Source organism: Fluviicola sp., assembly GCF_030151805.1.
Classification (GTDB): domain Bacteria; phylum Bacteroidota; class Bacteroidia; order Flavobacteriales_D; family Crocinitomicaceae; genus Fluviicola.
In genome coordinates, this window is sequence record NZ_JASLCN010000453.1 from 1 (window position 1) to 24452 (window position 24452).

Annotated in this window: 21 protein-coding genes and 1 pseudogene; 15 read left to right on the forward strand and 7 right to left on the reverse strand. The window is 42.4% G+C overall.

From position 1 onward, the window contains the following. The coding region (locus tag Q1V93_RS17200) for a cytochrome c (protein WP_300666379.1) at nt 1-1636 on the forward strand (1636 nt) is incomplete at its 5' end. Nucleotides 1637-1741: 105 nt separating this feature from the next. Here Q1V93_RS17200 and Q1V93_RS17205 read toward each other — a convergent pair. From Q1V93_RS17205 to Q1V93_RS17215, 3 genes are all read right to left on the reverse strand, one after another. Further along, nucleotides 1742-2119, reverse strand: a complete 378-nt coding sequence (locus Q1V93_RS17205) for an endonuclease domain-containing protein (protein WP_300666381.1) — start codon at nt 2117-2119, stop codon at nt 1742-1744. A 99-nt stretch (nt 2120-2218) separates the two neighbouring features. After that, nucleotides 2219-3202, reverse strand: coding sequence for a sterol desaturase family protein (locus Q1V93_RS17210; RefSeq protein ID WP_300666382.1), 984 nt, complete (start codon nt 3200-3202; stop codon nt 2219-2221). Nucleotides 3203-3231: 29 nt separating this feature from the next. Beyond that, the gene (locus Q1V93_RS17215; RefSeq protein ID WP_300666384.1) at nt 3232-3855 is read right to left on the reverse strand and encodes a lysoplasmalogenase; all 624 of its coding nucleotides are present in this window, start codon (nt 3853-3855) and stop codon (nt 3232-3234) included. A 609-nt stretch (nt 3856-4464) separates the two neighbouring features. Between Q1V93_RS17215 and Q1V93_RS17220 the strand changes: the two genes are divergently transcribed. From Q1V93_RS17220 to Q1V93_RS17230, 3 genes are read left to right on the forward strand one after another with little or no spacing between them, the layout of a single operon-like run. Further along, nucleotides 4465-5352, forward strand: coding sequence for a T9SS type A sorting domain-containing protein (locus Q1V93_RS17220; protein WP_300666385.1), 888 nt, complete (start codon nt 4465-4467; stop codon nt 5350-5352). Nucleotides 5353-5374: 22 nt separating this feature from the next. Beyond that, entirely contained in the window at nt 5375-7081 is a 1707-nt protein-coding gene (locus Q1V93_RS17225; protein ID WP_300666387.1) for a multicopper oxidase domain-containing protein, read from the forward strand. After that, nucleotides 7078-7428 carry a heavy-metal-associated domain-containing protein gene (locus Q1V93_RS17230; protein ID WP_300666388.1) on the forward strand — a complete coding sequence of 117 codons (351 nt, stop codon included), beginning with the start codon at nt 7078-7080 and terminating at the stop codon, nt 7426-7428. Before Q1V93_RS17225 ends, Q1V93_RS17230 begins: the two co-directional genes overlap by 4 nt. A gap of 556 nt (nt 7429-7984) precedes the next feature. Here the strand turns inward: Q1V93_RS17230 and leuS are convergent. After that, nucleotides 7985-10798 carry a leucine--tRNA ligase gene (leuS, locus tag Q1V93_RS17235; RefSeq protein WP_300666389.1) on the reverse strand — a complete coding sequence of 938 codons (2814 nt, stop codon included), beginning with the start codon at nt 10796-10798 and terminating at the stop codon, nt 7985-7987. A gap of 303 nt (nt 10799-11101) precedes the next feature. On the opposite strand from leuS, the gene Q1V93_RS17240 reads away from it, so the two are divergent. From Q1V93_RS17240 to Q1V93_RS17270, 7 genes are all read left to right on the forward strand, one after another. After that, on the forward strand, nt 11102-11311 hold the full coding sequence (locus Q1V93_RS17240) for a hypothetical protein (protein WP_300666391.1): 210 nt from the start codon (nt 11102-11104) through the stop codon (nt 11309-11311). Nucleotides 11312-11542: 231 nt separating this feature from the next. Continuing rightward, nucleotides 11543-13741, forward strand: a complete 2199-nt coding sequence (locus Q1V93_RS17245; protein WP_300666392.1) for a histidine kinase — start codon at nt 11543-11545, stop codon at nt 13739-13741. Nucleotides 13742-13919: 178 nt separating this feature from the next. Further along, nucleotides 13920-14669: a LytTR family DNA-binding domain-containing protein gene (locus tag Q1V93_RS17250; RefSeq protein ID WP_300666394.1), complete on the forward strand. Its 750-nt coding sequence runs from the start codon at nt 13920-13922 to the stop codon at nt 14667-14669. 453 nt (nt 14670-15122) lie between these two features. Then, entirely contained in the window at nt 15123-15410 is a 288-nt protein-coding gene (locus Q1V93_RS17255) for a hypothetical protein (RefSeq protein ID WP_300666395.1), read from the forward strand. Between the two features lie 4 nt (nt 15411-15414). Further along, the gene (locus Q1V93_RS17260) at nt 15415-15771 is read left to right on the forward strand and encodes a hypothetical protein (protein ID WP_300666397.1); all 357 of its coding nucleotides are present in this window, start codon (nt 15415-15417) and stop codon (nt 15769-15771) included. A gap of 70 nt (nt 15772-15841) precedes the next feature. Continuing rightward, nucleotides 15842-16003: a hypothetical protein gene (locus Q1V93_RS17265; RefSeq protein ID WP_300666399.1), complete on the forward strand. Its 162-nt coding sequence runs from the start codon at nt 15842-15844 to the stop codon at nt 16001-16003. 193 nt (nt 16004-16196) lie between these two features. After that, nucleotides 16197-17537: a hypothetical protein gene (locus tag Q1V93_RS17270; protein ID WP_300666400.1), complete on the forward strand. Its 1341-nt coding sequence runs from the start codon at nt 16197-16199 to the stop codon at nt 17535-17537. Between the two features lie 96 nt (nt 17538-17633). Here the strand turns inward: Q1V93_RS17270 and lepA are convergent, their stop codons facing one another. The 3 genes from lepA to Q1V93_RS17285 form a co-directional block, all read right to left on the reverse strand. After that, nucleotides 17634-19430, reverse strand: coding sequence for a translation elongation factor 4 (gene lepA / locus Q1V93_RS17275; RefSeq protein WP_300666401.1), 1797 nt, complete (start codon nt 19428-19430; stop codon nt 17634-17636). Nucleotides 19431-19569: 139 nt separating this feature from the next. Then, on the reverse strand, nt 19570-19734 hold the full coding sequence (locus Q1V93_RS17280; protein ID WP_300666403.1) for a hypothetical protein: 165 nt from the start codon (nt 19732-19734) through the stop codon (nt 19570-19572). 19 nt (nt 19735-19753) lie between these two features. Then, nucleotides 19754-20626 carry a bestrophin family ion channel gene (locus Q1V93_RS17285; protein ID WP_300666405.1) on the reverse strand — a complete coding sequence of 291 codons (873 nt, stop codon included), beginning with the start codon at nt 20624-20626 and terminating at the stop codon, nt 19754-19756. 196 nt (nt 20627-20822) lie between these two features. Here Q1V93_RS17285 and Q1V93_RS17290 point away from each other — a divergent pair, with 196 nt between their 5' ends. The 4 genes and pseudogenes from Q1V93_RS17290 to Q1V93_RS17305 form a co-directional block, all read left to right on the forward strand. Further along, nucleotides 20823-21818 carry a Wzz/FepE/Etk N-terminal domain-containing protein gene (locus tag Q1V93_RS17290; protein ID WP_300666406.1) on the forward strand — a complete coding sequence of 332 codons (996 nt, stop codon included), beginning with the start codon at nt 20823-20825 and terminating at the stop codon, nt 21816-21818. Nucleotides 21819-21843: 25 nt separating this feature from the next. Beyond that, on the forward strand, nt 21844-23262 hold the full coding sequence (locus Q1V93_RS17295; RefSeq protein ID WP_300666408.1) for an O-antigen ligase family protein: 1419 nt from the start codon (nt 21844-21846) through the stop codon (nt 23260-23262). 6 nt (nt 23263-23268) lie between these two features. Next, a complete protein-coding gene (locus Q1V93_RS17300; protein ID WP_300666409.1) occupies nt 23269-23856 on the forward strand; it encodes a riboflavin synthase in 588 nt (195 codons plus the stop codon). A gap of 161 nt (nt 23857-24017) precedes the next feature. Next, a pseudogene (locus Q1V93_RS17305) lies at nt 24018-24452 on the forward strand (hypothetical protein); the annotation flags it as partial.

Here is a 24452-nt window from a genome sequence, read left to right on the forward strand (position 1 = left end):
CCCGAAACCGAAATCGATGACAGAAATGGATCTCTTTCCATCGAAATACGAACCGAAACTGAATGAATTGAAGTGGGCAACGGAGAAAAAGAAACGGGATAGTTTGTATTTGAGTTTTGAAGAACATTCATCGGATCAAAAGGGCATTGCTCATATTTATTATGGATCTGAACTTGAACCTAAAATCCAGGATCCAATAGTGGGTTTTGGAACTCCGATCAGTGAATATCCTTCTGATGAATCGTTGAGGGGAAAACTCCTTTTTGAAACAAAATGCGTTACCTGCCATTCGGCTCATAAAGATGGGGCTGGACCAAAATTATTCCGGGTTCGTCAAAAATGGGCAGATGGTGGAGCAAAAGAAGGATCTATTTATAGATGGGTTCCAGATTGGATGGATGCAGCAAGTTCAGATCCATATGCAAGAGAGGTGAGTATGCGTACGCAAACTGCAATGAATCGCTTCCCTGAATTAAAAGGAAGGCGAAGTGACATTGATGCGATTTTCGATTACATTGATGGTTTACCTAAAAATGATGTAAAACCAAAATCCCACATTCCGCCTTCCAAGGTACTTGCTATCTGGAACAAAAAATTCGACCACACGATTCTCGCAACACAGGAATTCGAAGACCGCATGAAATTGATTCACCAGACCTGCGACGAAAAAGTGTTTGATGTGTACGCGAAAAATCTAAGCGAACCGCTTTGGAAACTGGACGAGCGTGTTGTCAAAATGGGATACAAGGATTTTCAGTCCTTTGCTGATCAGCGGATTGGAAAAGTGAAACTCAATGATGCACATCAGAAGAACCTGGCTTCTTTTTACGAAGAAGCAGTGAAAACAATCCGCGAAAAAGGAAAACAGGAGCTGGAAGCTGCTTTGAAAAAAGAACGGAAGTGGGACAACGAACTACAGGATGAACGAAACAAGGAAGTGCTTCGAAAGGGCTTGCGTGAATCTGCCAACCTGAATGAAGAATACGGGTTCAACCTGCGAAATGTATACAAGCAATTGGGAGTTACCGCCGGTTTTCAAATGCATGGAGGGGGAACGATTGTCAACATCGACAAATATGTCTGGGACGCAACGGTTGCGCGCCAATCGACTTTGATTACGGATCCTCAGACCGGAAAAACAGCACAGATTACTTACGAACCACTTGCTGTAGAAGTGAAAGAATCGGAGAAATACGACAAGTTGTTTATATATCTTTTCTCAAAAGAAATCAATAGTTATCAGCGTTTGGACTTCAAAGAAGGAAAGCTGAATTACAACCTGAATGGTGATATGAACTATTCGGCAGCACTTGTGGGGATGAATGAAAAAGGCTATTTCTACCACCAAATCAATGAATTGAAAGCAGAAGACCTTGGAATGATTTCCCTGGAGAAAATTTCGGAGAAGGAATTCGACAAGCGGATCAATATTCTGAACAATCACCGGACGGACAAACCGATGAACCTGAAAGATGAACTGCAATGGCTTTTCAAAGAACAGGCGAATCACAAGGTGCTTCAAAAAAGAAGGGAAAATGCAGCATTTCGCGCCCAGATTCGTCCTACGATTTATTCATGTGGACAGAATGCAGTCGCTGATACGATTGGTTGGATGGATGATGCTATTCGAAAATGAATTTCTTTCTTCCAAAGGGTTCTTAAAGATGGAAGTTAGATTTCAGGTTGGGACGCAGATTAAACTTTCCCCCTTTGGAGGGGGATAAAGGGGGAGGAAAAAAATCTAAGTTTTCCTTTCTCCCTTCAAACAATGAATTACATGTTGAATCTGAGTGATTACATCTCCTAAATTATTAATAACATCACCTTCCGAAAATTGAATGATCGTATAACCCAAACTCTCCAATTTATCCTGTCGCATTCGGTCATAACTTCCTCTATTGATGTGAGAATTTCCGTCAATCTCAATAATTAATCCAATTTCCTGTGAGAAAAAGTCGACAATGAAATACAGAATCGGACGCTGACGTTTGAATTTAACTCCTTGTTGATTTCTTGAAAGAACATGCTTCCAAAGATATTTTTCTGCTCTCGAAACTGTTTCGGTTCGCAACTCATGAGCAAATTCGCGTAAGTTTTTGTTGTAGTGGTTGTTTCTCATCTATTTAAGATAAGAAAATTGTTATTCTTTTCCAAGAGTTGAAAAAGTCCTCCCCCTTTATCCCCCTCCAAAGGGGGAACCAAAGACGCCTCTTAAAAATCAATTCGTTTTTCGTTCCTTTAATTCCCTTTGAAGCGTCGCAATGCGTTCGTCTTTGCCCTCGTGTTTCCACCCGGGAGCTTTGAAAACATAGCGGAGTTTTGCCTTCCAATCCGGAGCCTTCTTCACGTCGTGAACCATGTCCCTGAACTCATCGAATACAATATGAAAAACGTTGTACGTGCTGATGTTGTGGAGAATTCCGTATTCGGTCGTTTTTTGTTCTTCCGCCTTGTAAGTTCCGAAAAGGTGATCCCACAACATGAGGATTCCGCCATAGTTTTTATCGAAATCGTCTATTCTGCGGGAATGATGTACCCGGTGATTTGAAGGAGAATTGAAGACTTTGTCGAACCAACCCAATTTCCCGATCGCATCCGTGTGCGGCCAAAACTGGAAAATCAGGTTCATTTGATGCATCATCACCATCATGATCGGATGAAAACCAATGAGAATAAACGGAATGTACCAGATATCGCGGTAAGCAATTTCGAACCATCCCTGCCGTAAAGCAATCGCAAGACTTAAATGCGTTGCGGAATGATGATTGACGTGTCCGGTCCAGAATAAACGGATTTTATGACTTAAACGATGATGCCAGTAAAATCCGAAATCCTGCACGATCATCACTAACAGCCACAGCCACCAATGATCTGCGTGCCATTTCCAGGTAAAGAAATCATTGAAATCCGCGATTCCGAAATAATCCGTCAGGCGGAAATTATTGTAAATCCAGAAGTAAAACGAAAGCGTAATCGCCTTCATCCCGAAATCCAGAAGCACCGCCCCGACTCCCAAACCGATACTGGATACATCGTCTTTGATGAGTTTTTTGGTAAAGAGTTTCCGCGGAACCTGGTACAGGAATATTTCGCCGGTAATCAGGAGAATGAAACCGGGAATGAAATACGTCACCGGATCGGTAAAATCCATCGGGCTGAATAAGCCATGATTGTTAAAGAAAGCCGAAATCTGTTCTTTCATTCGAAGTGTTTAAATGGTGAAATCCTGCATCATGCCCGTTTTTTGGAAATCATTCCGTGAACCAGAAAAAGTTGGGCGAAAACATAGGTTGCCATAACGAATTGTTCCGTCATTGCCGAATAGCTAACGAACATGTTGAACGATAACAACGAGTCGGAAACAACGAATAGAAATGCCCCGGTAATCAACCATTTGTTTTTCGAACGAAGACTGAAATAAGCCATTGTTGAAATGGTTATTCCGTAAACGATCACCGGGATTTCCATTTCTTTGAGGTACGGATGCAGGAAATAAATCAGGGAAACGAGGTATAACAAAATGAAAGGAATTGAAGCAAGCATTTTCGTTTTCCGGAGTTTGACGAAACTCAGAATGTATAAAACATGCGCCAGCAGAAAAGATCCCAATCCCGGCAAAAATCCCCATTTAAAAAGCAGAAAAGTATCTCCCAGGAAGCAGAAAATCAACCCGGATAAAAACCATCTGTTAATCGTCCCTTTTTTGCTGATTCCCAACAGGTAAATTGCCGTAATAAGCGGTACGAGAAGCGGTTTGGTGAAAAAACGCAGGGAATGATAATCATCCTGCGTAATCAGAATCAGGTCTGAAATAAAAAGAATGCCTAAAATACCGGGCAGGATTTTATTTTTCATGGAAGCTGTTTTTCAATCCTAATGTAGGAAGAAATAAACGGATTTGCTCCAGGAAAATTTCATCGGGGTTTTTCCAAAACTAGGATTTCAAGAATGATAAAATCTTACCTGTCAATAGTTTTAAGGGATTTCATACATTCGAAACCAGATCCGGAAGATGAGATATCTCGTTATATTATATTCAGTATTCTACCTGTTACTATCGACGAATATAACTGTCAATTTTCATTTTTGCTGCAATAAAATCCAAAGTGTTTCCTTGTTCAAACGCCCTGCAAAAAGCTGTTGTGCGGGAAAAGAAAACAGGAAGGGTTGTTGTCATGATGAAACGACCTGTATCAAGTTAAAAGAACATCCGTGTTTTGCAGATCAGGCTTTTCCCTTTTTCGAATTGATAGCAGTTCTTGAAAAGGAACCTTTTTTTCTGCTTGAACCATCCGGATGTATTTCCACAGAGCTTCCCGTATCCAATTATCCGAAACCACCACCCAATCCCAAAATCCCAATCTATCTCAAAAACAGATCATTCATCATTTAGAATTATTCAATAGGCAACCTTTAAACCTATTTATCAAATCATGGGTAAATGAATAATTAAACGATTGAATGATGAAAAAAATGATAGTATCACTGGCGGCTTTTGCTGCCATAACATCTGTTGCTACCGCTCAGATTCCGAATGCAGGTTTCGAATCCTGGACAAACTCCGGATCCTATGAAACTCCGGATGGTTGGGCAACACTGAATGCGTATACAAGCGCGGCAAGCGTTTACACAGCAGAAAAAGGAACTCCCGGAAGTCCCGGATCGTCCTTCCTCAAATTAACTTCTAAAACTGTAGGACCAACGGTCGCTAACGGAATTGCTGTCAGTGGAGTAATCAATCCGGTGACTCAGCAGCCTGTTTCAGGATTTGCTTTTACCCAGCAACCGGCAAGTTTTACCGGAAAATGGCAACACATGATTTACGGTTCCAGCCAGGGTTCCGTCAACGTACAATTGACCCGTTGGAATGCGGCAACAAACTCAAGAATAGTGGTTGCAACTGCAGACAAAGTGCTTACCGGTATGGCGATGTCGTGGGCAAATTTTACCATTCCCTTTGTTTATTCGGATTCCCAGGCACCGGATTCTTGCATCATTGTTCTGAAAGCCAGCGGAAGCAGCCCGACGAACCAGGATTATCTGTGGGTAGATAACCTGGGATTTTCAGGCGATGTAGCCGGTTTGGGAACACCATCCGTATTTACAGGAATTGATTTGTACCCGAATCCGACTGTTGGAAATGTGACGCTTCAATTACAAGCCAATGAACCCCATTCCGTACAGATCGAAGTGCTTGATTTATCGGGAGCAGTTCTTTATAGCGGCAATAACGAAATTGCGAAAGGTGTCACAGAAATCCTCCTGCCGGTTTCCGGCTTTTCCAAAGGAAATTACCTGGTGAGGATCAGTTCTGAAACCTCGAGGGAGGTTCGTCCGGTAACGATCTTCTGATTTAGTAATCAAGTATACCAGGATGAGAACGATTTTATTGATCGGTCTGCTGCTTCCGTGTTATTCGGGAGCACAGACCCCTTTGTTTATTCCCGATACACTGATTGGGCCCAATATCAATCTGATGATGCACCGGGACAGTGTGCAGTTTTTTCCTTCCGGGAGCAAATCGTATACCTATGCGTATAATCAATATGCATATCTGGGTCCGACGTTGATTTTTGAAGAAGGACAGCAAATGAATATTACGGTAACTAACGAGCTGGATGACACCACCACAGTTCATTGGCACGGAATTCATCTTCCGGCAGAAAGCGACGGAGGTCCGCACACTGAAATTATGCCGGGAAGTACCTGGAACCCGCAATTTACGGTCATGGATAAAGCATCCACCTACTGGTATCACCCGCATACGCACATGAAAACGGCTCTGCAGGCAATCAAGGGAGCGGTTGGTTTCATTATTGTCAGAGACCAGCAGGAAGCAAGCCTGAATCTTCCGAGAACGTACGGAGTGGATGATTTTCCGTTGGTGATTCAATCTCAGCAATATGATCAGAATAACCAGGCGCTGCATCTCGGAATGGAAGATAGCACGATTCTGGTAAATGGCGCCCGTGCGAACTACGGATACTCGGTTCAAGCTTCTTTTCCTGCTCAAATGGTTCGTCTGCGCATTCTGAATGGTTCGGGTGAACGTGCATTTAATTTTGGTTTTACGAACGACAAATCATTTTCTCAGATTGCTTCTGACGGCGGTTTGCTGAACCAACCTTTTGATACTACGAGAGTGCGCTTATCACCCGGAGAAAGAGCAGAAATAATTCTGGATCTGACTGGAATGCAGGGACAAAGTTTGTACCTGATGAGTGTTGCATCCGAACTGCCGATGGGCATCCAGGGAGGACCAACTATGCCGATGCCGGTTGGAAGTCCGTCGATGGAAAGCCCTTTGAACGGTGTTGATTTTAATATTCTCCGGATCAATGTAACGGCGCCAACTACCAATCCGGTAACGACCATTCCTCCGGTTTTGGAGAACCATGTTCCTTACAGCTTGGCGGATGTAGATGCGTATCGAACCATTCGATTTACTGCTGATAGTGAAATGGTCATGGACGGCCCGTTTTATTTTAATGACAGTTCCTTTAACATGGATCGGATTGATTTCGTAATACCGGTCAACAATACGGAAATCTGGAAATTGGTCAATGAAACGATGGTTGCTCATCCTTTTCATATTCATGATGTGCAATTTTACTTATTGGATCGAAATGGAGAAATTCCGCATAGCGGAGAACGCGGACGTAAAGACGTGGTTCTGGTTCCTTCCGGTGATTCGGTACAATTCATCACCAAGTTTGAAGATTATACGGACACGATGATGCCGTACATGTATCACTGTCACATTCTCATGCACGAAGACGATGGGATGATGGGGCAATTCCTGGTTGTTCCCCCGGAATATCTCGGTTTGAATCAACATCTTGTAAAAACACAGGAACTGCATGTTTATCCCAATCCGGTGGAGGATGTGCTGCATGTAATGTTACCGGAAAAAGGAAAAAGAGTGGATTTGCGGATTTTGGATACAGCAGGGCAAGTGGTCCTGAAAGCAGATAACCTGGCTGAACCGGCGTACGATGTTTCGGGTTTAAGTTCCGGAACATATCATGTTTTAATCCGGATTGAAAACCAATATTATAATACCCAAATTGTAAAGAAATGAACCGAATAAAAATAAGAAAGAGTATTCTATTGCTTGTCCCGGTTTCACTGATGAGCTGTAATTCTTCTATTCCGAATGCGTTAACCAGGAAAATGAAGATTTACGGTAACTGCGGAATGTGCGAAGAGACGATTGAAACAGCTGCATTGAAGGATCAGGTTGCTGAGTTGGATTGGGATGTGAATACGAAGATGGCTACGATTACTTTCGACAGTACGAAAACAGATTTGGATGCAATCCTGAAACGCGTTGCAGAATCGGGTTATGACAGCGATTATTTTACCGCTCCGGATAACGTTTATAATAAGCTGCATACGTGCTGTAAGTATGACCGGAAGGCAGAATAAGAGCCGGAAACAGTGAAAAAGAACGGGCCGTGATACTTTTGCGGCCTGCTTTTAATTTCCCCAAAACCCCATTTCCCACTATTGGGTCACCTCTCCGTTTTTCATCTTCAATAATAGAATTAGGGTTTTTCGCAAGAGTAGAAAAAGATCAGGATTTATCATAGCAAAGTAAAATCATATCATTTCCCGCAAATGCGCAAATAAAGTGCTCGCCTACCGGTCTCGCTACAAAAATGATCACCTGGATAGTCTTTGCGGTCTCTGCTTACCTCAGCTACTCTATTCATAGAAAAGGTGTCTTCGTCTTCAAATGCTTTCGCATTTTCTTCTGCGGTTTATAAATCCAGCCTTATTTTAACCGCAAAGAGTGAAAGAACGCAAAGGTTTGAATATCCATTCTATCGAAAAGTCTTCGTATAGAGTTTCATAATTTTGGAGGACCTGATTAAAGTACATAACTCCCACTGGTAAGCACTCTTCAAATTTCCGCATTTGTGGAAAAAAAGGACGCGGTATTATCGCGTCCCAACTTGTTTTTTCTATTTCTAAAAGCGGATTAAACGACCATATTCACAATCTTCCCGGGAACAACAATGACTTTCTTCGGGGCTTTTCCTTCGAGCCATTTCTGCGCTTCCGGCATCGCCAAAACAGCTTCTTCCACTTCTTTTGCAGAGAAAGTAGTCGGCAATTCAGCGTTAAATCGCATTTTTCCATTGAAAGATACGGGATAAACCGTGTTTGCTTCCACCAGCATTTCCGGGTTGAATTTCGGGAATGGTGCGGTAGAAACCGTTCCAGCCTGGTGACCGATTGCTTCCCACAATTCTTCAGCTGCATGCGGAGCGTAAGGAGCCAATAAGATTACCACCTGTTCCAACACTTCTTTCGAATGACATTTCTGTTCTGTTAATTCGTTCACACAAATCATCAGGTTTGAAACGTTGGTGTTGAACGAGAAGCGCTCCAAATCGTCTTCCACCTTTTTGATGGTTTTATGTAACGTCTTCAACGATTCCTTGCTCGCAGGCTCGTTCGTTATAATCAGTTGACCTTCGTTATAGAACAAACGCCACAATTTGCGCAGAAAGTTATGCACTCCATTGATTCCTTTCGTGTCCCATGGTTTGGTTTGCTCCAAAGGACCTAAGAACATTTCGTACATGCGTAAGGTATCTGCTCCGAATTTATCTACCAGTTCATCCGGCGTTTGCACGTTGAACTTGGATTTGGACATTTTTTCGACTTCCGAACCACAGATATATGTTCCGTCTTCTTCTAAAATGAATTCTGCATTTTTATATTCTTCACGAGAATTTTTGAACGCTTCAATATCTAGTTTATCATTGTCGACAAGAGAAATATCCACATGAATCGGAACAACATTTTTTCCTTCTTTTTTAGAAAGAGTCACATATGTTTTATTGTCTTCCAAACGGTAAACAAAACTACTTCTTCCCAAAATCATTCCCTGATTGATCATTTTCTTAAACGGCTCATCAAAGGAAATGTACCCGCGGTCGTACAGGAATTTGCACCAGAAACGGGAATACAACAAGTGACCTGTTGCGTGTTCCGAACCTCCGATGTATAGATCCACCTGGTTCCAGTAATCCGCTTTTTCTTTCGAAACGAATGCATGTTCGTTGTGCGGATCCATGTAGCGCAGGTAGTAGAAAGAACTTCCTGCCCAACCCGGCATCGTGTTGTATTCCATGCGGTCGCCCTCGGAATATTTCCACGCGCTTTTTTCTGCACGCGCCAATGGCGGTTCACCATCTTCAGTCGGCAAATATTTGTCTACTTCCGGGAGTTCAATCGGCAAATGTGCGTCGTCTACCAGGTAAGGAATGTCGTTTTTATAATAAACCGGGAAAGGTTCACCCCAATAACGCTGACGGGAGAAAATCGCATCTCTCAAACGGTAATTGGTTTTTCCTTTTCCAAGCCCTTGTTCTTCGATTTTGGCGATTGCAACCGCCATCGCTTTTTTGATCGGTAATCCGCTCAGGAAATCCGAATTGGCAATTGTTCCTTCTTTTTCTGCGTAAGCAGCTTCCGAAATGTCTACATTCTCAAAAATGTTTTTGATCGGAATATTGAAGTGCGTTGCAAAATCCCAATCGCGCTGATCACCACAAGGAACAGCCATTACCGCTCCGGTTCCGTAAGAAGCCAACACGTAATCTCCGATCCAAACCGGAATTTTTTCTCCCGAGAATGGGTGAATTGCATATGCTCCGGTAAACTGACCCGTAATGTTTTTCACATCCGCTTGTCTGTCACGCTCCGATTTCAAGGAAGCAGCTGTTTTATATGCTTCAATCGCGTCTTTGTATTCTACGGTCGTAATTTCGTCTACTAATGGATGCTCCGGTGCCAAAACCATGAAGGAAACCCCGAAAATGGTATCTGGGCGGGTGGTGAAAACCTCGATGGAGCGGTTTTCGTTTTTTCCTCCCCCTTGCTCCCCCTCCAAAGGGGGAAAAGTTCCGTCAACCTGAAACTTAACAGAAGCTCCAACGGATTTTCCAATCCAGTTGCGCTGCATGTCTTTGATGGCATCTGTCCAATCAACGGTATCCAAACCGGTAATTAAACGTTCTGCATAAGCTTTGATTCGCATCGACCACTGACGCATCAGTTTTTGTTCTACCGGATGTCCGCCGCGCTCGGAAAGTCCGTTGATGACTTCGTCGTTCGCCAATACAGTTCCCAAAGCCGGACACCAGTTCACCCATGAATCAGCCAGGTAAGCCAAACGGTATTCCATCAGGATATCCGATTGTTCTTTTTCCGATTTCGCTTTCCAGTCAGCGGCTGTGAATGTATCCGTATATTCCGTTACGGCCTCGATTCCTGCATTTCCGTTGCTTTCGAAAGCAGCAATCAATGTGGAAATATCTTCCGCTTTATCGGTTTTTACATTGTACCACGAATGGAAAATCTGTTTGAAGATCCATTGTGTCCATTTGTAATATTCCGGAGAAGAAGTACGCACTTCCCTGTCCCAGTCGAATGAGAATCCGATTTTATCTAATTGATCGCGGTAACGCGCAATATTTTGTTCGGTTGTAAGAGCCGGATGCTGACCGGTTTGGATGGCGTATTGTTCTGCAGGAAGTCCGAATGAATCGTAACCCATCGGATGCAGCACATTGTAACCTCTTAATCTTTTGTAGCGCGCATAAATATCCGAAGCAATATATCCGAGCGGGTGACCAACGTGTAAGCCGGCTCCGGAAGGATACGGGAACATATCCAATACGTAGTATTTCGGTTTACTGCTGTTGTCTTCCGCTTTGAAAGTTTTGTGGTCTGCCCAGAATTGGCGCCATTTTTTCTCGATATCACTAAAATTGTATTCCATGCTTTCGCGTCTCTTAAAAAGTGTGGCAAAGATAGGATAATTCAAAACGCGCAAAATCAAAATTGAAAATTGAAGCGGTAAAAAGCTAAAGCTGTGTTTGTAAGAGTAAAGTTGAAAAAATCCTTGTTCTAAAATTGACGTAATTCCGCAATATTACGTCCTGTATTGCAAAACACACGCTTCATCTCACAAACTACTCTTCCAAAACAGTCAAAAAAATTACCGGCGGTACGATTTACTCTTTCCAGATTGATTTGTGTAACCAATTCATCTACCTTGCGTTATGATGAAAAACTATTTTTTATGACTCTCCGTATTTTCTTTGCTCTTTTTGCAATCAGCTCCGTGTTCGGAGTAGTAGGTTCGGCAAATGCAGCTGAACAAGTTTTGACACCCAAACAAGGTGTTTTGGAAATGAAAGCTTCTTCTGTGATGAAGAAAAAAGATTTCAAACCCAAAAAACGGAAAAAATCAAAACCGAGAAGACACGGGTGTGAAGCCTATGGAGGTTAGTTCCGGGAATGTTCTTGTTGGTTTTCGGACCGGAAAGCTTTTTTGAAACAGGTGTTCAGAATTTCGTAGAAGCCTTGTTGTCACCGGGCTAATAGATACATGTCTATCCATCTTTTTGATAGTTCCCTGAAGTGGGTTGGAAGACCCTGAAAATCACCGTAAAAGTGACCGAAAAACAACATCTCCTTCTTTTTAGGGCAAAACATTTCTGAAAAAACCTATTTTTAGTGCATGTTTCGAATACTGCTCTCCCTGTTGATTCTGTCCGTCTGCTTTGATTTATCCCATAAAGTCTTTGCAGCAAACGGAGATGAAGAAAGTTACCGGAAAGCATATTTAACCGAAAGAGACAATACCAAGAAATTCTGGCGACAGGTTGCGCTTGGGAAATTCTATCAGTGCAACGATGTTCAAAAAGCAGATTCCATTCGGTACGCGATCATGGATGCAAGCCGGGGAGAATCTGACTCCGCAAAATTACAAGCGCTTATTTTCGACCTGCAGATTGACGCGCTCCAGGGAAATAAAACCGCCTATTACGCGAAGATTCTTCAGTTGCAGCCTTATTTGTCGCGCACAGATTCCAAGCTGAACCAGGTGCATATTTTTCACTTGCTGGCGGAATATCACATTGCTTACCGGGAATACGAGCAAGCTGATATTTACCTGACGGAAGCGCTGCGTTTTTCGAAGCGCGTTCGCAGTTATGCCTTGATTGCCGAAACAAACCGCTTGCTGGCCAAATTGAATATGGAGCAGAACAAACGCGATGCTTCACTGGATTTTGCCGAAACATCCATTCAATATGCGCGCCGTTCTTCCGACAAATCCCTGATGGCGATGTGTGTGAATATGCAGTCTGTGATTTACAACTTTTTCGGGCAGGTGGAACTTTCCGTTTCGAAGAACTTCATCGCATTGCAGCTGGCAAAAGAAGCAAACGATTTCCCGCAGGTGGCACATTATCAGCGTCAGATCGGGGAATCTCAGTTTCAGATTTTCAATTATGACAATGCCAATAATTTCTTCAATCAGTCGCGGGAAACTGCATTGAGAATCCGCGATAAACGCCTGGTCGGACTTGCCGATACCGATATCGGTTTGGTGCTCCTGGCCAAAAAGGAATACGAAGAAGCAATAGCAGAATTAAAAAGTGCTATTCACACACTTCAGGCTTACAATGATCAGGACGGATTGGGCCTGGCTCATAAATACCTGGGAAATGTATTCAACGAGCAAAAGAAGTACAACGAAGCATTGCGTTATTATAACATGGCGCTTGTGTACTTTGAATCTGCGGCAAACCGGTCGGAAATTGCGGCGGTTTACCATTTGGTGGGAACGGTTTTCGCCGAACAGGGAAAGTATAAAAATGCGTTGAATTACCTGAACCGGTCCATCGATATCCGCTCGCAATATGGTTACATCGGGGGAATTTATCCTTCCTATAAAGAAGTGGCGGATGTTTACAGGAAAACGGGAAACATGGATTTGGCTTATAAATACCTGAACATGTATTCCGATTATTCCGACAGTGCCCGCATTGTGGAAGTGAGTGCTAAAATTGCCGAATTATCGGAATTGTATCGTTCGGAGCAGCGCGAACGTTTGATCGCAATCCAGGCAGATTCGATCGAATTGCAGCGAAAGCAAAAGGAAAATACGGAACTGCGGAATATTTTTCAAACCTATATCATTATCGGTTTTCTTATATTGCTGGCACTGGGAGCGTTCATCATTTACAACCGCTGGAAGCAGCGAAATATCAAACAATTGCAGCGCGAAGCGGAAATGAATCAAACCTTGCTGCGCTCTCAAATGAATCCGCATTTCGTCTTCAACGCGATGTCAGTGATCCAGAGTTACATTTATGAGAATGATACGAAGAATTCCACCAAGTTTTTGGTGAATTTCTCGAAGCTGATGCGTCTGATCCTGGAAAATTCTTCCAAAGAGTTTATTCCTTTGGGAACAGAGATAGACATTCTGAACAAGTACCTGGAAACCCAGAAATTGCGTTTCGGAGATCGTTTCGAATACGAAGTTTCGGTGAATGAGCAGTTGTTGCAGGAAGAAGCACTTATTCCTCCAATGATCACACAGCCCTTTATCGAAAATGCGATCGAACACGGACAATTACATACGGTTGAAGGCGGGTTTATCCATGTACGTTTTACCAAAGACGAAGAAATGCTTCATGTGATGATTGAAGACAACGGAGTGGGCCGGAAAGGGTCAAAAAACAATAAGAAAAGTGCCGAACATAAAAGTATGGCCATGAAAATTACACAAGACCGGATCAACAACCTGAGTTACAAATACAAAATCCTGGGCCGGATGGAAATGGAGGATTTTGATGCGGAAAAGGAAACCGGAACACTGGTCAATATTTATCTGCCTTACCGAACCGAAGGATTAACTTCTTTGTAGTTTCGAATTGCGAATGATTGATTCAGATAGCTATCGGAATTTAAACCTTTTGAACACTTGAACATTTTCTTTTAGGAATTAGGAATTAGGAATTAGGAATTAGGAATTAGGAATTAGGAATTAGGAATTAGGAATTGCTATTAAATGTCTATCTTTCCAAAAAATACTTCAATAAACCATGAAAAAAGTATTAATCATTGACGATGAGCAAAGAACACGGGAGTTAATTGCTAAAATGATCGAGTCTTTTGATCTGGATATTCAGACATTTCCTGTCGGTGAAAACGTACAGTCAGGACTAGCCGCTATTAAAGAAATCAAACCCGATTTAGTTTTCTTGGACATTCAAATGCCGGACGGAACCGGGTTCGATTTATTGAAATCTATTCCTGAAAAGAATTTTGAAGTCATTTTCATTACAGCTCATGAAGAATTCGCAATCAAAGCGATCAAGTTTTCTGCCCTGGATTACATTCTGAAACCGGTTGATCCGGAAGAATTGAGAGGAGCTGTGGAACGCGCTTTGGTATCGCTGAAAGAAAACGAAACAAAACAGGAACCGCAATTCGAAGCGCTGCAAAATAATATTCAGCCGAATCAGAAACGAAGGCTGGTTTTAAAAACACAGGAAAGTGTTCACGTCGTGGACCTGGATCACATCATTCGTTGTGAGGCCGACCGCAATTATACATCCTTTTTCTTGACAGAAGGGAAAAAGATCCTGGTTTCAAGAACCCTGAAGGATTATGAGACTTTGTTAACAGGTCACAATTTTTTGCGCGTTCAGCAATCCCATTTGATCAACTTAAATTTTGTGGATAGATACGATAAAGGAAACGGTGGAGCGGTGGTTATGAAAGATGGTTCGGAGGTTCCGTTATCGCCCGCAAAACGAGATATATTCTTCCAAATCCTGGAAAGTTTATAAGTCCGATAAGCTGTTTCTGCTAAATATTCATTCAAACGGGGTATTTATTCATTGGCCGCTTTAGGATTGCAAGACATGACTATCTTAGGAGAGGAAATAAGGAGAATGGAATCAGGTTGTTTTCTATGTTAGGTTTAAGTTAAAACGGAAAACACTGCAATGGAGAGGCAGTTTTTTCATTTTCTAGTTTTATTGAAGAGTATACAGTTCTATCTCCGTCAAAGACTTGACCAATTAAAAACTTAGAAACAACCTGATTTTCATTATTGTTGATTGTTCACACGCGACATAGCAAACTAAAACACTACTAAACTAATTGAGAGACTCATGAATTCATGGGTCTTTTTGTTTGAAAAGTATTAAACATTTCGTCGTTTAAATGTTTTTTTCTATGTTTAGTCGAAAACTCCTTTTTCAATTCATCAAATGATTTATTTTTGCTCAAAAATGGAAATGGACACAACAAATTTTGTTCAGGTTGAAAAAGAGGATGTGGCAAGCATGCATTTTTCGAAGGAAGAAGTTCTGGAAGATACAGATTTGATCGCCGTAAGAAAAGCAGATGTAGACCGTGCAATTTCTGTTGGAAATTTGGAACATTATAAAGTAAAGATTTACTTTGCAGACGATAATGGGGAGAAGGTTGTGCATACAACAATATGGGCTGTGACTGATGTTGCAATCGTTTTGAAACAACACGTTCTGATTCCAATTAATCGTATCATCAAACTAGAAATATAGAAGCATGTCGAAAAAGAGGACAATTATTAGCTACGATAAGCTGAATATCGATCAGAAGAAACAACTACTAATTGCTTTTCCGGAAGGATTTTCCGGGAACACTACTAAAATGACGAATCCGATTACCGGAGAAGTGTTTGATTCTCTATTATGGGAAACAGACGAAATTATTTACCTGGTTAAACTTCCTAAAGTAACCGTGAAATCACCTTCTGTTGATGACGATGATGATGATTTCGAAGATGATTTCGATTCGGTTGATGCTAAAGGAGAAGACGATGATGTGTCTGATGATGACGATGACGATGATTCGTACGATGACGCTCCTGAAGAAGGCGAAGACGAAGAGGATGAAGATTAATACATACGCATAAAATAAATACGCCCCGGCCTCTGATTAGTATCGGAACGTCGGGGCGTTTTTTCATATCATGGAAGAAGAAAAACAAACATCAACTCAGCTGTCGGAAGACAAGGCGAGTAAGCGCAAAAAGTGGCTGAAACGCTTTGGTCTGGCAGGGTTCCTGTTCTTTCTGATCAAAGGATTGGTTTGGATAGCGGTTGGTTTGTTTGCCTGGAAAGGCTGTTCCTAGAAAAGAATGAAAAAAGCTAAAAAAAGGTCGGGGTGAAAAATTTTTCATCCCGACCTTTTTTCTTTTTGAGCCAACAATCCGGATGCAGGTAAATCGTTTTAGGATCTCAAGAATTGAATTTCTTTTGATTCCAATGGGAGAACTTTCGTTTTTCAAAAGAAATTAGATTTAGCCCCAATCAAAAATTCTATTTATGAAACTAGTTAATCACTTATTGATTGCGGCTACTCTTTTAGTAGGAAACCGCTTGTCAGCACAGTATGTTCCAGATCCGGCGTTTGCAAACGATTTTGCGGGAAGAACCGGGCACTCGAATTCCAATTTAACCAATCCCGCCGGAGCCGGATTTATGCAAGCTCCCAAATGCATTGCTCATTCCGGAAGCTTCGTTTTCGTTGCCGGAAAAACAGTCGACGATCAGTTCATTTATGGCGGATATATCCTGAATAAGAAAAATGCAACGACCGGTGCAAATCCGATATTGATCAAACTCAATTATGGCCTTCTGACTACCGGAGTTGTGAACTCAGATGATATTCATGTCTATGCCATGACTCCTGACGCCGGCACAGACAGGTTGTATGTCACCGGAAGAACATCGGCAACGGATAAGGGAATTATTTTGTGCTTTAAAATGAGTACCCTGCAACTCGAAACCGGTTTTAATACAACCGGAATCTTGTTGATGGAAACCGGATCCAATGTATCGGATATTGTGTTGAAAGATGCATTCAATTTGTTGTCGGTACGAAATATCTCCAATGAGGTCCGCGTGAGCGAAATCACCACTTCAGGAGTAACGGGCATTTCTCTCACCTTGTCTGCTACCGGGAAAACCTATAAATCAACACGAATTAAAACATATCCCGGACTGGTCAATCGCTATTTTATCACCGGATCATGCAAGGATAATACCTCCAGTGTGATTTCTCCGGCTATTTGGGGAGTTGACTACGTTCCGGGCGGACATGGCGGTTCTTCCATGATTTTACGATGCGAAAACGCCATGCAGCTTTCTACGGAAGGTCCCGGAGAGTTCCTGGATTTATGTTTTCCATACAACAGCACGACCTTGAAGTACGACATTGTTTGTGTTGGGAAAACCAACGCGGTAAGCATTGCAGGAAGCGGAATCTTTATCAAATACAAAGGAAGTACCAACACGGGACCTGTATTCAATTTGGCGATAGATAACACCTTTAAAAATCAATCAACACTTCCCGGAACGGGATACGCGAGCAATATTTCGGATCCGACAAATATGACTGTTTTCAGTGGTTGTGAGATCATCGGAACCCAGATTGCAGTATCGGGATCGTACAAGATCGGTAGTGGCGACCCGCATGATGCGCAGGTTGGTTTCATCAGCTCGACGGGAGGATATACTTCTGCATACATTGCTCCTCATTCCACCAATCCGTTGTATACCGGAAATGTGGTTCATTACCCCGGAAGACTTTGCACAAATGCGCAGAACCAGATTTTTGTAGTTGGCTGTGATTACGGATTGACTGCTTTTAAGCTGAAACCATAAGAATGAAAAAAGCCGGGGTGAAAAATCTTTCACCCCGGCTTTTATGTCTATCGTAAAAAAAGATGGCTGAGCAGAGTCGAAGCCATTTTTTGTATGTTAATCATTCAATTTCAAAACAGCCATAAACGCTTCCTGCGGAATTTCTACCTTTCCAACCTGGCGCATGCGTTTCTTTCCTTCTTTCTGTTTTTCCAATAGCTTACGTTTACGGGAAATATCACCACCATAACATTTTGCAGTTACGTCTTTACGCAACGCTTTAATGGTTTCGCGGGCAATGATCTTTGCACCGATAGCAGCCTGGATCGGAATCTCAAATTGCTGGCGCGGGATCAACTCTTTCAATTTCACACAGATCTTCTTCCCAAGATCATACGCATTGCTTCGGTGAACCAAAGCAGAAAGCGCATCCAATTGCTCGCCATTCAATAACATGTCCATGCGGATCAAATCAGATTCCTTGTACCCGATCGGATGGTAATCGAAGGAAGCGTAACCACGGGAAACGGATTTCAAGCGGTCATAAAAGTCGAATACGATCTCAGCCAAAGGCATTTCAAACGTCAATTCCACACGATCCTGTGTCAAATACACCTGGTTTTTCAACTCTCCGCGCTTTTCGATACACAAGGTCATGATCTGACCGATGTACTCCGATTTGGTGATGACCTGCGCCTTGATATATGGTTCTTCAATGCGGTCAATTGTTGACGGATCAGGCAATTCGGATGGATTGTTTACGATAAAACGGGCATCCGGATTTTTGGTCGTATAACAATAATAAGATACGTTCGGTACCGTTGTAATAACGGTCATATTGAACTCGCGCTCCAGACGTTCCTGGATGATTTCCATGTGCAGCATTCCCAGGAATCCACAACGGAAACCAAAACCAAGTGCAGCGGAAGATTCCGGTTCAAATACCAGAGATGAATCATTCAACTGCAATTTCTCCATGGAATAACGCAATTCTTCGTATTCATCCGTTTCTACCGGGTAAATTCCGGCAAATACCATTGGTTTTACATCTTCAAATCCTTTAATCGGAACTTCACAAGGATTTGCAGTAAGGGTAATCGTATCTCCTACTTTTACTTCTTTGGCAGTCTTAATTCCCGAAATAATATATCCAACATCACCCGCACGAACTTCGCTTTTCGGACTCAAATCCATTTTCAGGATTCCTACTTCGTCTGCATTGTAATCTTTTCCCGTATTTAAGAAACGAACTTTGTCTCCTTTCTTAATCACACCGTTTTTAACGCGGTAATAAGCGATAATTCCTCTAAACGGATTAAAGACCGAATCAAAGATCATGGCCTGTAATTGGCCTTGCTCATCACCTTTCGGAGCCGGAATGCGCTCGATAATGGCTCTCAAAATATCATCCACTCCCAATCCCGTTTTTCCTGAAGCCGGAATCACGTCATTGGGGTCACAACCGATCAATTCCACGATCTGGTCGGTAACTTCTTCCGGCATTGCGCCCGGAAGGTCCATTTTATTCAGGATCGGGATAATCTCCAGGTCATGTTCCAATGCCAGGTACAGATTCGAGATCGTCTGCGCTTCGATTCCCTGTGATGCATCAACGATCAAAAGAGCTCCTTCACAAGCTGCTATCGAACGGGAAACTTCGTAGGAAAAATCCACGTGTCCGGGAGTATCAATCAGGTTCAGCACATATTCCTGCCCTTCAAATTTATAGTTCATTTGAATAGCATGCGATTTAATCGTAATACCGCGTTCGCGTTCCAAATCCATATCATCGAGTGCCTGAGCCTGCATTTCACGATCAGAAATGGTTCCGGTGGTTTGCAACAAACGATCGGCCAACGTACTCTTACCGTGGTCGATGTGTGCGATAATACAAAAATTGCGTATGTGCTTCATGGCGCAAAGATAATGCTTTTTTTTTCAGATTTGAATGAGGAGAGTGAGGGTGGAATTCTTGGTTAAACCGGAGTGTTTTGGTTGATTACTTCTTGCTGATTTCAATCCGGATATTAAGCTCCGTTATTCCGGAAATAATTTAACCGAATCTTCGGGAAAATAAATAACCAAGAACTCCAAGTCCGCCTGAAACAATCACTTGTGTCTGATGGATCCCGGAACCCGGAGTTTTAGTGTACCAAACAATCATGTTGTAAACAACAAGCGGCAAAAAACATAAAATGCAGATAAATACCGTTTTCATGACAACATTCGCAATTCATTTAAGGCTTATCCAGAATCGTATGCACAATCCCCTGAATGCGTTGCGCCATTTCATCCGTTGGTAAATCATTATCATCCATCCCGAAAGGATCCTCAATCTCTTCCGCCAAAACCTCGATACTGACAAAAACATAAAAGATGAAGGTCGAAATAACCGTTGCGAAATAGCCGAAACTCACCACGAAAGCGAAAGGCAGCGTGATCACATAACTGAAAATGAACTTTTTGAAGAACATTGAATAAGAATAAGGAATCGGAGTGTTTTTGATCCGTTCACAAGCCCCCACACAATCTAAAAATCCGTTGAGATTTCTGTCCAGGCGCAAAACGTCTTCTTCCGAAAGAACACCTGCTTTTTTGAGCTCGTTGAATCGTCTGTACATCAACTCCACAATCCCCGAAGGAATGTGATCCAGACCTTGCAGAAATACAACCTCCTCCGCAGTCAGATCCAACAACTCAAACTTGGTTCCGTCCCGCAAATGCTCCTTGATACAAAGCGCGAAATTTCCGATATGCCTTCCGAAAAAATGATTGTCTTCCAGTGTCAGATCCAAAGCCGTAAGCTTCACCGCCAGGTTGCGGGAATCATTCACCAATTCCCCCCATTTTCTGCGGCCTTCCCACCATCGGTCATAAGCAGTATTTGTCCGGAAAACCAATAACAAGGAAATGACAAACCCCATGATCGAATAAACCGAAAACAACTTCTCCAGGAAGAAAGCCTTTGGAAAATAGGTTTGTTCTACAAAGACGATAGCAAAAGTGAACAAAAAGATAAATACCAATTCCTTCCATAAAATGGAAAGCGTATCACTTTTAGTGAGGTGGAAGATCAGACTGATCCAACTCTTTGGATTATAAGTTATCATGAGCGTTTCTGGTAGAACAAAAATAATGAAATTTGGGACTGCGATAATTTTAAAATGAAAAATGCGTTAATCAAAACGAACAAATACTCCGTGAGCAGAAATTACGCGGATTTGAACTGAAATGACCGATTGATACAATAGAATTTGGCTATTGCTTAATTTCGGATAAATTTGCAACACTTAATTGAAACAAGTTATGGAAGAAAGCAGCAAGGTAATGCAGGAACAACGAATGAATTTGTTTGTAACACTGTGGGCTAAGCTTAAAATATTGATTATTGTAACCACAGCAGGTTTGGTTGTTTCAACCCTTGTAGCATTCCTGATGACACCTTTATACCGGTCAACGGCAATCGTATTCCCGGCTGCAACCAGTACGGTATCTTTCTCTGAGCAACGAAATGCCAAAGCTTCATCCATGGATTTTGGAGAGGAAGAACAAGCAGAACAGCTGATCCAGATTTTGCAGTCGTCGAAAGTAAGAGACAAAGTAGTGCAGCAATTCGATTTGACGAAACACTACAATATCGATCCTTCGGATGCGAACAAGCACTACAAATTGGTGAAAGAGTACAACAGCCACATTTTATTTGTCCGCACACGCTACGGTTCCATTCAGATCGATGTATTGGATAAAGACCCGCAACTGGCAGCAGATATGGCAAACAAAATTGTGGATCTGATTGATACGGTGAAAAATGAAATGGTCATGGAACGTACGGTTCCGGCATTTGAAATCAACAAGCGTAAAAAAGAACAGCTGGAAAGAGACAAAGAAGCCGTTTTGAATCAATTGGATTCGTTGGCAGCACTTGGAGTTGTTCCCCTGGAAGGTCGTGCAAACCTGTTTCAAGCTTATGTAGAAGCGAAAAACCCGGAAGATAAAGCAGATTTCAAAAGACGCATTGATATCAACCTGGAGTTTGGTGCGGTGTTCGACGGATTGGAATATGTGCGGAATGAAAAGATTATGAAACTGGCAGATTTCGCCTTGTCATACGAACAGGCAGAATCCGATGCAAATACACAATTCAACCACAAATTCATCGTGGAAAGAGCAGTAGTAGCTGATAAAAAAGACAAACCGAAACGTTTGATCATTATGTTGTTGTCTACCTTCGGAACCTTCGTTTTCATGGTGTTCCTGCTTTTGATCCAGGATAAGATTAAAGAACTTCGCAAGTTAGCTTAAGGTGGCATTTATCCGGGAAAATAGCTTGCTGTTAGCCCTCGGACTGGCATTTGTTGGTTTGTTGGGAGTTGGATTTTGGTTCGATAACGAATACATTCCCTTAATTCCGTATGCACTGATCGTATTGTTCGTAGCGCTTTTTTATACCGAATACACGTTCTTTTTCATTCTTGCAGCAACACCGCTTTCGATTAATATCGAAGAATACACGGATAGTTTCGGCTTGTTCATACCAACCGAACCCCTGCTTTTCGGAACGATGTTGTTGCTCCTGATTCAGAATCTCAAGTACCCGGTTTTCCCGACCTATTTGAGAAATTCAGCTATTGTCTGGACAGTCGTCTTCTACCTTGTCTGGGTATTGTTTACCTCTATGACCAGTGAAAACACGGCAACATCGCTGAAATTTTTGTTAGCTCGTTTGTGGTTTATCGTTCCGGTCTTATTCTACGGAAGTTCCGTGTTTTATGAACCGAAGAAAATCCGGTGGTTCTTGTGGTTATTCATTTCCACGATGATTGTTGCGATCACGTATACCCTGGTGGTTCATGCCTCTTATCGTTTCGGAGAAAAAGAAAGTCACTGGGTAATGTGGCCATTCTTTAAAGATCATACGATTTACGGAGCTTTGGTTGCTTTGGTTGTTCCGCTGATCTTCTCGTTTTACTTTTCCCGGAAACACACTCCTTTGTTGCAATTCATCCTGATCGGATTCATGTTTATTTCCCTGCTTGGTTTGTACTTCAGTTACACGCGTGCAGCCTGGTTAAGCGTCTTCCTCGGAATGGTGATCTGGTTACTGATCCGCTTCAAAGTGAAATTTTCCTGGCTGGCGGGAATCGCCTTAATTGCCGGCTTATACGTTTGGGCTTCCTGGGATTCCATTCAGCAGGATCTGGCACGAAACAAATACGAACACACAACCGAAGAATTCGGAGAGCGCTTGCAAAGTGCTACGAACGTAACAACCGATGCCTCCAACCTGGAACGGATTAACCGCTGGAACTGCGCCATCGACATGTTCCGCGAACGACCATGGACCGGATTCGGGCCGGGAATGTATGCCTTTGAATATGCGCGTTTTCAGCGACCTGAAAATTTGACGATCATTTCCACCAATTTCGGAAACCTCGGAAATGCGCACAGTGAATATTTAGGACCTTTGGCGGAAATGGGTTGGATCGGAATGCTGAGCATGCTGGCAATCGTGGTAGCCATTTTTTACGAAGGAATTACACTCTACAATGACTGGCCGGTAGAAGATCGTGAAACGAAAACCCTGTTGATGGGATTCATCATCTCGTTATCCACTTACTTCATTCACGGATTCCTGAATAATTTTCTCGATACGGATAAAGCAGCAGTTCCTGTTTGGGCAATGTGTGCTATCTTTATAGCCTTAAGAGCGCGCTTGAATCAGATGCAGCGCCAAAACATACATTAGAATAGCATGTTTACAGGTATTATCGAAACCCTTGGAAAGGTCGTTGCGATTGAAAAGGATCAAAGCAATGTTCATTTTACGGTAGAATCTACCATCACACACGAATTAAAAATAGATCAGAGTGTTGCACACAACGGTTGCTGCCTCACGGTCGTAAAAATCGAAGGAAACACCTACGTTGTAACCGCTATCCAGGAAACGCTGGACAAAACCAACCTGGGAGAATGGGAAGTAGGAACCAAAGTGAACCTGGAACGCTGCATGTTGCTGGGCGCACGGTTGGACGGACACATTGTTCAGGGACATGTTGATACAACAGCAACCTGCATTTCGGTAGAAGATCTGAACGGAAGCTGGAAATACACGTTCCGTTATGATTTTGATCAGCCTACGGTAGCAAAAGGGTCGATCACGGTAAACGGAGTCAGTTTAACCGTAGTTGATTCCGAAAAAGGTTTGTTTTCCGTTTGTATTATTCCTTATACGCATGAGCACACGAACTTCCACACCTTTGAAGTCGGTTCGAAAGTGAATCTCGAATTCGACATCATTGGAAAATATGTAGCCCGTTTGATGGAGCAGCAGAAAGCTTAATGATTTAATAATACGTGTTTCTTAAATCGTTTTAGTTTTTAATAAATCATTCATTTTCAATTAATTAAATTTTAACTAAAATTTAGCAAGTCTTTCTTTGCCGCGAATTTTTTTAGGAACATAGTCTCCGCTTTTCATACATTTGACAAAAATTTCAAAAAATGAAAAGACTTTTACTAATACCTATTTTGCTTTTGAGTGGAATCTCCGTGGCACAGGTCGCAATGACCGGAACCGGAAGTTATACTCAGAATTTTAATACCTTGGCAAATACCGGAACAACGAATCCCTGGGTAGACAATTCAACAATTCCAAATTGGTATTCTCAACGTACAGGAACAGGAACCGTTTACCTTGCCGGAACAGGAAGTGCTAATCAAGGGGCATTATATAGCTTCGGTTCAACAGCTGCAACAGAAAGAGCTCTTGGTTCATTAGGTTCAGGAAATGCGGCGGCTGGAAGTTTTGCTCATGGTCTTTTGTTCCGCAATACTTCTTCCGGAGATATTGGTACAATAACAGTTAGTTATACGATGGAGCAATGGAGAGACGGTGGGTCTGCAACTACCGGAGCACCACAGTCCATGACATTTTGG